Annotated in this window: 11 protein-coding genes; 7 read left to right on the top strand and 4 right to left on the bottom strand. The window is 70.4% G+C overall.

Annotated elements, in window-relative coordinates; all coding sequences use genetic code 11:
• Positions 1-143 precede the first annotated feature (143 nt).
• The 7 genes from AC1DOC_RS05610 (at position 144) to AC1DOC_RS05580 (ending at position 6,803) form a co-directional block, all read left to right on the top strand.
• Complete coding sequence (locus AC1DOC_RS05610) at positions 144-1,076, top strand: hypothetical protein (RefSeq protein ID WP_412511232.1); 933 nt, start codon at positions 144-146, stop codon at positions 1,074-1,076.
• Between the two features lie 31 nt (positions 1,077-1,107).
• Entirely contained in the window at positions 1,108-2,199 is a 1,092-nt protein-coding gene (locus tag AC1DOC_RS05605; protein WP_478129510.1) for an MATE family efflux transporter, read from the top strand.
• Positions 2,196-3,431, top strand: coding sequence for a WcaI family glycosyltransferase (locus tag AC1DOC_RS05600; protein ID WP_478081688.1), 1,236 nt, complete (start codon positions 2,196-2,198; stop codon positions 3,429-3,431). Before AC1DOC_RS05605 ends, AC1DOC_RS05600 begins: the two co-directional genes overlap by 4 nt.
• Before the next feature lie 61 nt (positions 3,432-3,492).
• Positions 3,493-4,281, top strand: a complete 789-nt coding sequence (locus tag AC1DOC_RS05595; protein ID WP_478081690.1) for a LuxR C-terminal-related transcriptional regulator — start codon at positions 3,493-3,495, stop codon at positions 4,279-4,281.
• Between the two features lie 39 nt (positions 4,282-4,320).
• The gene (locus AC1DOC_RS05590; protein ID WP_478081692.1) at positions 4,321-5,850 is read left to right on the top strand and encodes a mannose-1-phosphate guanylyltransferase/mannose-6-phosphate isomerase; all 1,530 of its coding nucleotides are present in this window, start codon (positions 4,321-4,323) and stop codon (positions 5,848-5,850) included.
• Positions 5,851-5,879: 29 nt separating this feature from the next.
• Positions 5,880-6,479 (top strand): hypothetical protein, encoded by a 600-nt coding sequence (locus AC1DOC_RS05585; protein WP_478129509.1) that lies wholly within the window; start codon positions 5,880-5,882, stop codon positions 6,477-6,479.
• A gap of 93 nt (positions 6,480-6,572) precedes the next feature.
• Entirely contained in the window at positions 6,573-6,803 is a 231-nt protein-coding gene (locus AC1DOC_RS05580) for a hypothetical protein (RefSeq protein WP_018904695.1), read from the top strand.
• Positions 6,804-6,814: 11 nt separating this feature from the next.
• Here the strand turns inward: AC1DOC_RS05580 and AC1DOC_RS05575 are convergent, their stop codons facing one another.
• From AC1DOC_RS05575 to imuA, 4 genes are all read right to left on the bottom strand, one after another.
• On the bottom strand, positions 6,815-7,759 hold the full coding sequence (locus AC1DOC_RS05575; RefSeq protein ID WP_478080615.1) for a hypothetical protein: 945 nt from the start codon (positions 7,757-7,759) through the stop codon (positions 6,815-6,817).
• Between the two features lie 79 nt (positions 7,760-7,838).
• The gene (locus AC1DOC_RS05570; RefSeq protein ID WP_478129508.1) at positions 7,839-11,195 is read right to left on the bottom strand and encodes an error-prone DNA polymerase; all 3,357 of its coding nucleotides are present in this window, start codon (positions 11,193-11,195) and stop codon (positions 7,839-7,841) included.
• Positions 11,188-12,537, bottom strand: a complete 1,350-nt coding sequence (locus AC1DOC_RS05565; RefSeq protein WP_478080613.1) for a Y-family DNA polymerase — start codon at positions 12,535-12,537, stop codon at positions 11,188-11,190. The genes AC1DOC_RS05570 and AC1DOC_RS05565 overlap by 8 nt, the downstream gene beginning before the upstream one ends.
• Positions 12,506-13,192, bottom strand: a 687-nt coding sequence (gene imuA, locus AC1DOC_RS05560) for a translesion DNA synthesis-associated protein ImuA (protein WP_478129507.1), incomplete at its 5' end; no start/stop codon positions are given. The genes AC1DOC_RS05565 and imuA, both read right to left, overlap by 32 nt.

The following is a 13,192-nucleotide window of genomic DNA, read 5'->3' as shown; positions in this document are numbered from 1 at the left end:
GGTGCGCGGCTGGATCGCGCAGGCGAACGCCCGCGGCGGGCTCTTCACGCTCGACCTGCCGCTGGACGACGACTTCCAGTTTCTTCCCGCGCACGTCGCGCTGGTCCGCAATGCGACGGCGCCCCGGCCCTGACCCCATGACCATGACCCATTCACTTGCCTTCATCGTGGTGGAAGACCGCCAGAACAAGCCCCTGCTGCTGTGCCGCGAATCCGCGGCGCGTGCCGAGGAGCCGCTGATCGTGCTGTCGGGCACCGACGCCGGGCCCGGCTACGAGCGCCTGTGCCGCACCTACGTGCACCTGTCGAGCAATCCGCCGGAGTTCGAGAAGATCTGCTTCCGGCGCTACTTCCTGCTGTCGGAATACCTGCGCGCCCACCCCGAGCACCGCGAGTTCGTGCTGATCGACAGCGACGTGCTGCTGTTCCGCGGCATCGGCGCGCACATCCGGCGCGTGGCCGGCAAGGCGGATTTCTCTGGCTCCTACATGCGCACGAACGATGGCTGGGACCCCTGCCAGATATCGCCGCACGTCAGCTACTGGACCGCGGCGGGCCTGCAGCAGTTCATCGCCTTCCTGCTCAACACCTATGCATCGCCCAGCGGCCGCAGGAAGCTGCGCGCGATCGCGGCGCGGTTTGCCGCGCGGGGCGTGCGCGGCGGGGTGTCGGACATGACGCTGCTGCACCTCTGGGCCCATGCGAGCGGCAACGCGGCGCCCATCAACCGGGTGTTCGGCGGACGCGTGATCGACCACAACATCAACGGCGGGCACAACCTGCTCGTGAACGAATTCCAGGGCCGGGGCGGCGCCAAGCGCCTGGTGTTCGTCGGCGGCCAGCCCTGCGTGGTCACGCCGGCGGGCGAACTGGTGAACGTGCTGGCGCTGCACTTCCAGGGCAGCGCCAAGATCGCAATGGCGCACGTGCTGCACGGGCGGGTGCACACGGTCGCGCTGCTCACGGCCGCACTGCGGCTCGCGCGCCGGGCCAAGAACTGGGCCTTCGGCATGCGCCGGCTGGCGCAGCGCCCCGCGGGCGGCACGCGCTTCGCAGGCGCCGCCGGGCCGAAATGACGCCACCGCGCGCACGCACCCAGGCACGGCCATGAACATGCTCCACCGCACCGCCCAGCTCACCGGCATGCGCGCGGTGCAGCTCCACGGCCTGGGCGCGCTGGCTTCGCGGCTCTACGTGTACCTTGCGGGCTTCGCGGCGCTGTTCCTGATGGCCGCGCATGTCTCGCCATCGGATTTCGGCGAATACTCGATCTACCAGTCGGTGATGGAAGTGGCGCTGGTGGTGGCCACGCTGGGCAGCCCGCTGCTGTTCGCGCGCCATGCCGCCACCGTGCCGCCGGGCGTGCGCCGCGGCGACGTGGTCCGCACGCTGGCCATCGGGCTTCCGCTGGCCGCGCTGCTGAGCGCCGCCGTGCTGCGCATCCAGCACCTGCCGGTGGTGGGCGCGCCCTTCGCGCTGCTGATGGCGACGCTCGCGGTGTTCTCGCTCATGAGCCTGCGCCTGTCGTTCAGCCGGGGGCTGGGCCGCGCCGGCCTGCTCAACCTGGAGGGCGGCATCCGCTCGACCATCCTGGTGATCGGCGTGGCCGCCTTCGCCGCCTGGGGCGCCGAGCTGCGCGCGACGCAGCTGCTGCTGATCAACCTGCTGGCCTTCGTGCTGGTGGGCGCGGCCTGCATGCAGACGCGCTGGGTCGCGGGCCCGCCGGCCGGGCCCGCCGCGCTCGAGCTGGCGTCGCAGGGCAGCGCCACCGTCTATTCGCTGCTGATCTTCCTGCTTCGCAAGTCGGACCTGCTGGTGGTGGCCTTCTTCATGCTCTTCGCCGGGCTCGGCGTCGTGATCACGGCCGCCGCGCCGCTGCTGAAGGTGGGGCGCGAGGCGCTCGAGATCTTCCTGTGCATGGCGCCCTACTTCCTGCTGCGCACCTACACGGTCCACCACGAGATGCTGCTCGCGCTCAGGGCATCGATGGGCTCGCTGGGCCGGTGGGCGCTGGCCGAGGTGCTGCTGCGGCTCATGGCCTACGGCGTGGTGGTGTCGATGTTTCCCGGCAAGCCGCACTACGTGTTCTTCATTGCCGCCGTGTCCGACCTGCTCCTCTACGAAGTGCGGATGCGCGCGCTGCTCGGCTTCTTTCCGCTCGCACGGCTGGTTCGCGGTTCCTTCCAGAGACCTTCATGAAAATCCTGCTCTATTCGATGAACTTCACACCCGAGCTCGTCGGCATCGGCAAGTACTCGGGCGAGATGGCCCAGTGGCTGCATGCCAAGGGCCATGAAGTGCGGGTGATCGCCTCGCCGCCATTCTTTCCGCACTGGGCGCCGTTCGAAGGGCACTCGGCCTGGGCCTACCGCAAGACCGACTGGAACGGCATCACGGTCTGGCGCGCCCCCACCTGGGTGCCGGCCAGGCCGCGCGCGCTGGCGCGCATGCTGCACCTGTTCTCCTTCATGCTGTCGAGCATGCCGCTGCTCTTCGGGCAGCTGCGCTGGAAGCCGGACCTGGTCTTCGTCGTGGAGCCGCCTCTTTTCTGCGCGCCGGCGGTGCTGTTCTTCTCGCGGATGCTGGGCATCAAGTCGTGGCTGCACATCCAGGACTACGAGGTGGACGCCGCCTTCGATCTGGGCCTGGTACGCGGCGCACGGGTGCGGCGCTTCGCGCTCTCGGCCGAGCGGTGGCTGCTGAGCCGCTTCAGCCGGGTGTCGACCATCTCCGCCGCCATGCTCGACAAGGCCAGGAACAAGGGCATCGACGCGGCGCGGCTGGTGCTTCTTCCCAACTGGGTGGACGTGCGCTCGATCTACCCGCACCCCGGCACCGCACCGGGCACGAACGGCTACCGGGCCATGCTCGGCATTCCGGACGACGCGGTCGTGGTGCTCTATGCGGGCAGCCTGGGCAACAAGCAGGGCATCGAGGTGCTGGCCGAGGCGGCGGGCCGGCTGGCGGCCGCCAGGCACATCCACTTCGTGCTCTGCGGCAACGGGCCGAGCCGCGAGCCGCTGAAGGCCGCCTGCGCAGGCCTGGACCACGTGCACTTCCTCGACCTGCAGCCGGCCGAGCGGCTCAACGAGCTGCTGGGCATGGCCGACATCCACGTGCTGCCGCAGCGCGCCGACGCGGCCGACCTGGTGATGCCCTCCAAGCTGGGCGGCATGCTCGCGAGCGGCAAGGCCGTGATCGTCACGGCCCATGCGGGCACCGAGCTGAGCAACGTGGTCTCCGGCCGCGGCCTGGTGGTTGCGCCCGGCGACGCCGATGCGCTGGCCGAGGCCATCGCGCATCTCGCCACCTCGCGCCCGCAGCGCGAAGCCATGGGGGCGGCCGCGCGCTCCTTCGCCGAAACCGAGCTGGACCAGAACGCCATCCTGCAGCGCCTGGAGCGCGAGCTGCTGCGCTGCCTTGCCGACTGACACCACCACACACCCACCACCCACGACATCYACTTCCTCCAACTCCAACCTGGGGATCCACATGTCCGATACCACTCCTCCTTCCGACGCGCCGGATGCCGACCACCTGCCGGAGCGCCGGAAAGCCAGCCCGCCTGGCCTGTGTCCACCGCCCGAACCGCTGTGGCCGCACTTCCTCACCGGGCAGGAAGACGCGCCGGTGCGCGTGCTGCTCATCGACGACGACGAATTCATGCGGCGCGTGATCGCCCAGGAACTGCTGTCGGACATGCGCATCCAGCTCGAAGGGCAAGGCAGCAGCGTGCGCGACGGCCGCCGCCTGCTGGCCACCCACGAGTTCGACGTGCTGATGGTCGACCTGCGGCTGGGCGACGGCTCGGGCTTCGACCTGATCCGCGAGGCGCGCAAGCTGCACCGCTACTGCGAGATCATCGTGATCTCCGCGCTGGAGGACGATGCCCACGTGATGCACGCCTTCGAGCTCGGCGCCACCGGCTACCTGCTCAAGCACGCCTGGCTGCAGAGCTTTGCCGAGGCCGTGCTGCAGGTGGTCAACGGCGGCGCGGCCATCACGCCCAAGCTGACGCGCCGGCTGCTCACGCGCATGAACCTGCAGGGCAGCGGCGAACGGCCCGCCACGGAAACGCCGCTGCGCGAAGCCACGCTGACCGCGCGCGAACGCGAGGTGCTGCGCTTCGTGGCGCGCGGCTGCGTCTCCAAGGAGATCAGCGTGCGGCTCGGCATCTCGGGGCAGACCGTCAACGCCCACATCAAGAACATCTACAAGAAGCTGCATGTGCATTCGCGCGCGCAGGCCGTGAGCCTGGCCACCCACACCGGCCAGCTCTGACCGAAAGAAGCGCCCACCACACTTCACGAGGATGACGCCATGACCACCCCCACCATCCACCCCGTCGTGCTGTGCGGCGGCAGCGGCACGCGCCTGTGGCCTCTTTCGCGCAAGACCCTGCCCAAGCAGTTCGCGCCGCTGATCGGCAACAAGAGCCTGCTGCAGCTGACGCTGGAGCGCCTGTGCAGCCTCAACCGCGACATCACCTGCGTGGCATCGGAAGACCACCGCTTCCTGGTGCGCGAGGCGGTCGACAAGGCCGGCGCCACCGGCCGCCAGATCCTGGAGCCGGTGGCACGCAACACGGCGGCCGCCATGGCCGCGGCGGCGCTGCGCGCGGGGCCTGACGACCTGCTGCTGTTCGCGCCGGCCGACCACCACATTCCCGACACCGCGCTTTTCGCGCAGACGGTGCGCAGCGGCATCGACGCGGCGCTGGCCGGGCGCATCGTGACCTTCGGCGTGGCGCCCAGCTTCGCGAGCACGGCCTATGGCTACATCGAGGCCGGCGCGCCCGCGGCCGACGGCCACAGCCACGCCGTGGTGCGCTTCGTGGAAAAGCCCACGGCCGCCGTGGCCGAGTCGCTGATCCTGCACGGCGGCTACTGCTGGAACGCCGGCATCTTCCTGGCGCGCGCCGACATCCTCGTTGCGGCGCTGCGCACGCATGCGCCCGACATCCTCGAGGCCTGCGAACGCGCCACCGCCGCCATCACGGCCGACGGCAGCTTCGACCGGCTGGACCGCGAGGCCTTCGAGGCCTGCCGCAGCGACAGCATCGACTACGCGGTGCTCGAAAAGCACGAGGCCATCTCGGTCGTCAAGTTCAACGGCAACTGGAGCGACGTCGGCAGCTGGAACGCGGTGGCCACGCTGCACCCGCAGGACGGCAGCGGCAACCGCCTGAGCGGCAACGCCAGCGCGCTGCGTTCGAGCGACACCTTCATCCACGCGCCGCACCGCCGCGTGGTGGCGCTGGGCACGCGCGGCCTGATCATCGTGGACACGCCCGATGCCGTGCTGGTGGCGGGCGCGGACTGCGCCGAGCAGGTCGGCGAGGTGGTGCGGATGCTCGCGGCCGAAGGCCAGGCCGAGGCCACCGAACACCGGCGCGTGGTGCGCCCCTGGGGCGCCTACGACAAGCTCGACTTCGGCGAGCGCTTCCAGGTGAAGCGGCTCACCGTCAAGCCCGGCGCCAAGCTGTCGCTGCAGATGCATCACCACCGCGCCGAGCACTGGATCGTGGTGCAGGGCACGGCCAAGGCCACCTGCGACGGGCAGGTCACGCTGGTGCGCGAGAACGAATCCATCTACCTGCCGCTGGGCGCCATCCACCGGCTGGAGAACCCGGGCAAGACGATGCTCGAAGTGATCGAGGTGCAGACCGGCGGCTACCTGGGCGAGGACGACATCGTGCGCTTCGACGACACGTACGGCCGCTGCCCTTCGCTCAAGACGCGTGGCGGCGATGCATTGCCGCTGCCGGATGCCGCCGTGGCCGCCGCGGCCTCGGTGCCCGTGGTGGCTGCCATGCCGGTGGCCGCGCCGCAGCTGGCGCCCGCCCCGTAGCACCGCACGGCCACCACGCAGCATCCGCCGTGACCAAGCTCTGGCCTGCGCTGCTGGCCGCCGCCCTGCTCTCGGGCTGCGCGGCGCCCGGCACCACGCCGCCGGCCACGCCCGCAGCGGCGGCGCTCGCGGCCGGCGCGGTGGCGTGGCAGTACATGCGCTCGACCTGGCACGAAGCGCGGCTGCCGGGCATGGGCGTGAGCCACCGCTACGAGAGCAGCATCGGCTGGGTCGACGTCTACCTGTACGACCTGAAGCAGGGCCACTGGCAGGCCGGTATCGACGACCCGCGCTTCGCAGCGCAGTTCGAGTCTTCCGTGAACGAGGTCCGGCTCGCGGTGGCGCGCGGCCTCTATGCCGAGGTGGAGGTCGGCCCCATCACCGACGTGCGGATCGAGGGGCAGGACTTTCGCCGCGTGAGCCTGCGCATCGTGCATGCCGTCACGCGCAAGGCCTACGAGTCGTTCACCTTTCTCACGGCCCGCAGCGGCCGGCTGCTGAAGTACCRCATGTCCTTCGACACGCCGGCACCGGCCAACGTGGACGCCATTGCGCGCGAGTTCATCGAGCGCAACCTGCGCAGCGGGCCCGACATGCCGAGGGCCGCGCGGCCGCTCTTCGATACCTGAGCTGCCCTCCGCGCACCGCAAAAATACTGTTCTTTTGTACAGTGTTTCCTCTAGAATTACTCGTCTCCAAGAGCAAACATTCAAGGCGACACCATGACCACCGCCAGCCCGCCGGCGTCCTCAGCGCGAATCCTGTTTTTCTCGCCGCTGCGGCGTTCGCAGCCGCGCCAGCCCGTGGGCCGGATCTCGACCTGGCCCTTTCGCGTGGCCACCGAAAAAGACCGCGACGGCGGCGGCCTTCCTGGCGATGGCAACGAGGTGCGCATGCATGCGGCGCGCGTGCTGCGCACCACGGCCGAACACTGGTGGCCGCCGGCCGGCTGAATGGAGATTACCTAGGCGCTGCCTTCTGCGCCGGGCTCGCCCAGCAGGTCCTGCGCGTCGTCGTCGAAGCCCGCAATGGGCTGGGCCTTGGCCAGCGCGAGCCACACGCCGAACGGAATGCGATCGAAGGCGCGGTGCACGGCGGCGCGCGCCACCACCAGCCTTTCGCCTTCGAGCACGAGCACGCCGCACTCCGGCGGAATCTCGTCGGGCGAGGCAATGCAGCGGCCGCGCGCATCGTTGCCCAGCACGTACCAGCACTCGCCGCCCAGGTCGAGGTAGGCCGCGCGCTTGTCGGGCTTGCGCAGGTCGCCCAGCAGGTCGGCGCGGCTCACCTTCACCTCGTGCACGATGGGATGCGCATAGGCCTCGACGCTGGTATTGCGGATCGAGAACACGTCGGGCCTGGCGATGCACCAGCGCGGCTTGCCGCCCTCTTCGAGCGGCGGCAGGCGTGCCCGCAGGCCGAGGCCGCGCCAGGCGATGCGGCCGCCGCGCGTCATTTCGCGCGCCACGCGCTCGACCAGCGACTCGTGCGGCGAGAGCGCCGCGCGGTTGAGGGTGAGCGTGGTGGCAATGCGCGCAATGCCGGCATCGGTCACGCGCAGGGTCTCGTGGCCATGCGGCGTGCGCACGCGCTCGAGGAACCCGCCCGCGAGCAGCTCGACCTCGATGGCGTCGCAGCAGGGCCAGCCCGCCGAACGGTAGATCTCGCGCAGCCGCCGCGCATGCAGCTTGCCGAACGGCACCTCGCCGGCCTTCTGCATGGGCGGCGGAGGATCGATCACGGGCCGCGGAAAACCGGGGTCGGTGAACGGCGGCTCCACGGGCGGCGGATCGCCCTCGGGCGGAGGGCCGGGCGGCGGTGGCGGCGGCACGGGAATGGGCACGTCGGGTGCGGGCGGCGGCGGGCCGATCGGCGTGTCGACGACGGGATCGAGGGCGAGTGCGGGCATGGGAGAAACAGGTTAGCTAAAAGTCGTGGGGCGCGCGAGACATGGAACGATCGGTTGCATTCGATTGCCCTGCCCTCAATCAATGGAAGTCGCGGCTGGTGTTGCTCTGCGCCAGCCGGCCCATGAGCGGCGTCAAGTCCTTGAAGCCGGTGGCGATCAGGTGCTGCACCTTGCCGCCGCTGTCGTCGTCGCGCTGCCAGGTGCCCTGGACCGCGAGCAGGTGCGACTTCAGCAGCGGCTCGCGCCAGGCCTCGATGACATGGCTCCAGACGATCACGTTGACGTTGCCGGTCTCGTCCTCGAGCGTGACGAAGATGGTGCCGTTGGCGGTGCCCGGGCGCTGGCGGCCCTTGACGATGCCGCAGGCGCGCACGGTCTGGCCGCTGGGCTGCGCGCGCAGCTGCTCCGCGCTCATGAGCTTCATGCGCGCGAGGCGCGGGCGCAGCAGCGCGAGCGGATGGCGGCGCAGCGTGAGGCCGAGCGCGGCGTAGTCGCCGACGATCTCCTCGCCCTCGGGCGCCGCGGGCAGCYGCAGCACCGGCTCGTTGATCGGCACGCCCTTGAGCAGGGCCGGCGAGCGCCGCTGCGCGGTGGCGTCCCACACCTGCTGGCGGCGGTGGCCCGACAGCGACATCAGCGCATCGGCCGCGGCCAGCGCCGCCATGTCCTTGCCGTCGAGCTCGGCGCGCAGCGCGAGGTCTTCGGTGCTGGTGAAGGGCGCCTGGGCGCGCGCTTCCAGCAGGCGTTCGGCGCCTTCCTTGCTGAGGCTCGAAATGCGGTTCAGGCCAAGCCGCACCGCGGGCTGGTTCTCGCGGCCGAGACGATCGGCATAGCGCGCATCGGTGCCCGGCGGCATGCGCGGCGCATCAGGGGCGCGGGCTTCGAGCGTGGTGTCGATGTCGCTGCAGGTCACGTCGGCCGGCCGCACCTCGACGCCATGCCGCCGCGCATCCTGCACCAGCTGCGAGGGGCTGTAGAAGCCCATCGGCTGCGAATCGAGCAGCGCCGCAAGGAAGCAGGCCGGCTCGTAGTTCTTGAGCCAGCTGCTCACGGTGACCAGCAGCGCAAAGCTCGCGGCGTGGCTTTCGGGAAAGCCGTAGTCGCCAAAGCCGAGGATCTGCTTGAAGATGGCCTCGGCAAACTCGGCCTTGTAGCCGTGGTCGGTCATGCCCTTCACGAGCTTGTGGTGGAACTTCTCGAGGCCGCCCTTGCGCTTCCAGGCCGCCATCGCGCGGCGCAGCTGGTCGGCCTCGTCGGCCGTGAACCTGGCCGCGATCATCGCGATCTGCATCACCTGCTCCTGGAAAATCGGAATGCCCAGCGTGCGCGCCAGGGCGGGCTTGAGTTCTTCCTTCTCGTAATGGATCTCCAGGCCCTTGGCCACCCGCTCGCGCTGCTTGAGGTAGGGATGCACCATGCCGCCCTGGATGGGCCCGGGCCGCACGATCGCGACCTCGATCACCAGGTCTTCATAGCAGCGCGGCTTCAGCCGCGGCAGCATCGACATCTGCGCCCGGCTCTCGATCTGGAACACGCCGATGGTGTCGGCGTCGCAGATCATGTCGAACACCTTCTGGTCGTCGTTGGGGATGTGGTGCATCTGCACCATCGATCCGCGCCAGCGGTTCATGTGGTCGAGCCCGCGCCGTATCGCACTGAGCATGCCGAGCGCGAGCACGTCGACCTTGAGCATGCCCATGGCTTCGAGGTCGTCCTTCTCCCACTGGATGACGGAGCGGTCCTTCATGGACGCCTTCTCGACCGGCACCAGCCGCGTGAGCCGGGTGTGCGTGAGCACGAAGCCGCCCACGTGCTGGCTCAGGTGGCGCGGAAAGCCCTTGAGCCGCCGCGTCATCTCGATCCACTGCACCAGCTTGAGCTCGTCTTCCTCCACGCCGACGCGCGCGGCCGCCTTGAACAACTGCTCGCCCAGCACGGTGTCGTCGAACCAGTAGTGGTCCTTGGCGAATTCGTCGATCAGCCGCTCGTCGATGCCCATGGCCTTGCCCACGTCGCGCAAGGCGCTGCGGGCGCGGTAGCAGATCACGACGGCCGCGATGGCCGCGCGCTCGCGGCCGTACTTCTGGTAGATGTACTGGATGACTTCCTCGCGCCGCTGGTGCTCGAAGTCGACGTCGATGTCGGGCGGCTCGTGGCGGTGGCGGCTCAGGAAGCGCTCGAACAGCAGGTGGCCTTTTTCGGGATTGATCGCGGTGATGCCCAGGCAATAGCAGACCGCCGAATTGGCCGAGGAGCCGCGGCCCTGGCAGAGGATGTCCTGCGACCTGGCGAAGCGCACGATGTCTTCCACCGTGAGAAAGAACATCTCGTACTTCATCTCGACGATCAGCGCGAGCTCCTTCTCGAGCTGCGCCCGCACCTTGTCCGGAATGCCCTCCGGAAAACGCACCTGCGCCCCTTCCCACGTCTTGCGCACCAGCGTCTGGGCCGGCGTTTCGCTGCTGCCCACGGTTTCGAGCGGGTACTTGTAGTTCTCGCGGATCACCTCGGGGTCGAAGCGGCAGCGTTCGGCCACCACCAGCGTGTTCGCGAGCATCCGGGGCAGATAGAGCTCGGCCAGCCGCACGCGCTGCCGCAGGTGCCGCTCGGCATTGGACTGCAGCGCAAAGCCGCACTCGGCCACTGTCTTTCCTTYGCGCACGGCCGTCAGCACGTCGTGCAGCGGCTTGGCGGAGCGCGCATGCATGTGCACGTCCCCGGCTGCCACCAGCGGCACGCCCGTCTGCTCGCTCGCCTGCATCAGCGCGGCGAACCAGAGATCGTCGTCGAGCTCGTTGAGCATTTCCACCGCCAGCCACAGGTTGCCTGCGTAGAGCGCCTTGGCGGCCAGCAGGTCTTCATGCAGCGTGGCCGCGTCCACGGCGGCGCCCGGCTCGCGGTGCGGCACGAAGAGGACCTGGCAGTCCTGCAGCGAGGCCACGTCGCTGTGCTCCCAGCTCACGCGGTACTCGCCCTTGGGCAGCTCGGTGTTGCGCGCGGCCGTGATGAACTCGCAGAGGTTGCCCCAGCCTTCGGTGCCGTTCGCGATCACCACCAGCCTGAAGCGCTCGAAGCGGAACTCGCTGCCGAACAGCAGCCGGAAACCGGGGTTGCGCGGCAGCGATGGTTCGCCGGGATGCTCGCGCTCGTATTCCTCGAGCTTGGCCGGCAGGTCGCGCAGGCAGACATGCGCGCGCACGATGCCCGCCACCGAGCATTCGTCGGTGATGGCCAGCGCCGTGTAGCCGAGCTGGTAGGCGCGCTCGACCAGTTCCTCGGGTGTGGAGGCGCCGCGCTGGAAGCTGAAGTTGCTCAGGCAGTGCAGCTCGGCGTAGTCGGGCAGCGTGGGCGCAGGCTTCTTGCGCAAAGGCAAGGGCAGCGCATGCACCTTGGCCGAGTTGCGCCCGCGCAGCTGTTTTTCGCTGAGGTCAGGCATAGAACCCCTGCAGGTACCAGCGCACTTCGGCCGGAGAAAAGCGCGCCGAGGGCCGCTCGCGAAAGATCCACACCAGTCCGGCCTCGGGGCTTTCCGCCACGTAGTAGTCGCGCATCGCGGGCTGGCCGCCGTCTTCCTTGCCGCCCCACCAGCCCGCCTCGATGCGCTGCGGCCCGACCAGCTTGCGCAGCGGGCCGCGGTAGCACGGGCTTTCGCCGTCCATCTCGAGCAGCAGCGGCTCGGGCAGCAGCCAGGGCGGGTAGATGGCATCGGGCTGCAAGGCCGCGGCCCTCGCTTGCCTGCCGGCCTTGTCCGCGGGCGCCTTGTCCTGCTGCAGCGCGGGGCGCCAGGCCTGCTTGCGCTCGGGCCGGTGGTCGGCCTGCGCCGCGGGCACCACCACCTGGTGCGCTCCGAGCCGCACGCTGAGCCGCTCGACCATCTCGTGCAGCCTGTCGCCCTTGCGGTTGTCCTCGGGCAGGAAGCTGGTGCTGGCGCCGGCCCACGGATCGGCTTCGAGCGTGCGCAGCCGAAGCCAGCTCGCGGGCGCCGCGAGCGTGGTGAGGGCGAGCTTTTCAGACAGCAGGCGGCGCAGGTGCGCCATGTCCTGCGTGGGCTCGGCCGTGCGCACCGTGACCTGCTGGTGCGGCGGCAGGTTCACGCCGTTGAACCGCTTGAGGTCGAGCGTCCATTGCAACTCGAGCGCACGCGCGCCGCGCTGGCGCGCACGCAGCCAGATCTGCAGCGCCGCGAGCAGGCGGTTGGCCGACCACATCAATTCGGGCGCGGTCTCGGCCAGCGCGGGCAGCTCCAGCTTCTGCTCGAACACGTCGGGCAGCGTGAGCCAGTCGTGGCTTTCGGGGGAGAGGCCCCAGGCGGTGTCGAGCGCCTTGCGCAGTTCTGCGCCGAAGCGCCGCGTGAGGCCGCCGCGCGGCAGGGCCGCCACCTCGCCCCAGGTGCGGCAGCCCAGCCGCGCGAGCAGGTCGAGGTGGGGGTGCGCGGCCGTCAGCGTGTCCAGCGGCAGGCCGGCGGGAATGTCCTTGGGCCGGTTCTCGTTGCGCTCGAACAGGCGCAGCCGCGCCAGCGCGATCGGGCTCGTGGCGCCCTGCGCGCCGCGCATCACGGCACCGGGCGCGGGGTTCTCGTGGGCCAGCTGGCGCATCAGCGACGAGCGCCCGCCCCACAGCCGCTCGCAGGCCGAGACCTCGAGCATCAGCGCCTCGTCCTGCCAGGCGACGTGCGGCGTGTAGCGCAGCGCCCACCAGCCCAGCGCCTCGGGCGTGGGAAGCACCGGGGCATCGGGCGCGTCGGCATCAAGCGACCACCGCAACGCGATCCAGTGCATTTCCGTTTCCTTTCCACGCGTCGATGCGCACCACGGTGGCCGACCCGGCGGCCTCGGCGGCCGGCACCGTGCCCTGCTGCTGCAGCCGCAGCTTGCGGCGCAGCCGGGCGGCGGCCAGCAACGCGGCCATGCGCTCGTTGCGCGCGGGCAGCATCACGGGCGCGGCCAGCGGCGGTCCGCGGCGCTTCAGGATGCGCAGTTCGATCTGCGATGCATCCGCTTCGCAGCTTTCCACCTGGAGGCGCAGCCGCGCCGGCGATGCGCCCTGCGCGGCCGATGCGGGCCGGCACACGAAGAGCAGCACGTCGTGCTGGGCGGCCGCCAGCTGCAGCCGGCGCAGCTCGCCCACCCGGGCCTGCGGCAGCCAGGCCAGCACGGCGGACACGTCGGCGCAGCGCAGCGCCTGTTCGCAAGCCCACAGCCGCGCGGCCGGCGCATCGCTGCGCACCCACATCAGCGCCTCCACCGGCAACCCCTGCGCCGCAAGCGCCGCCGCGCAGGGCTCGTAGGGCGCGCCGACCAGCACCACCGGCCCGCCGCGCGCCTGCACCGCCTGCGCCAGCGCGGGCAGCAGCAGGCGCCAGACATGCGCCTCGGGCGCAGCCTGCAGCAGTTCCGTCATGGCGCCGACCGGCCAGCCGCCGCCCGGCAGCTG

It is taken from the genome of Variovorax sp. 01T439_2, from assembly GCF_056398445.1.
Note: the sequence above shows the minus strand (reverse complement) of the source record. Positions and strands in the feature narration are given on the sequence as shown.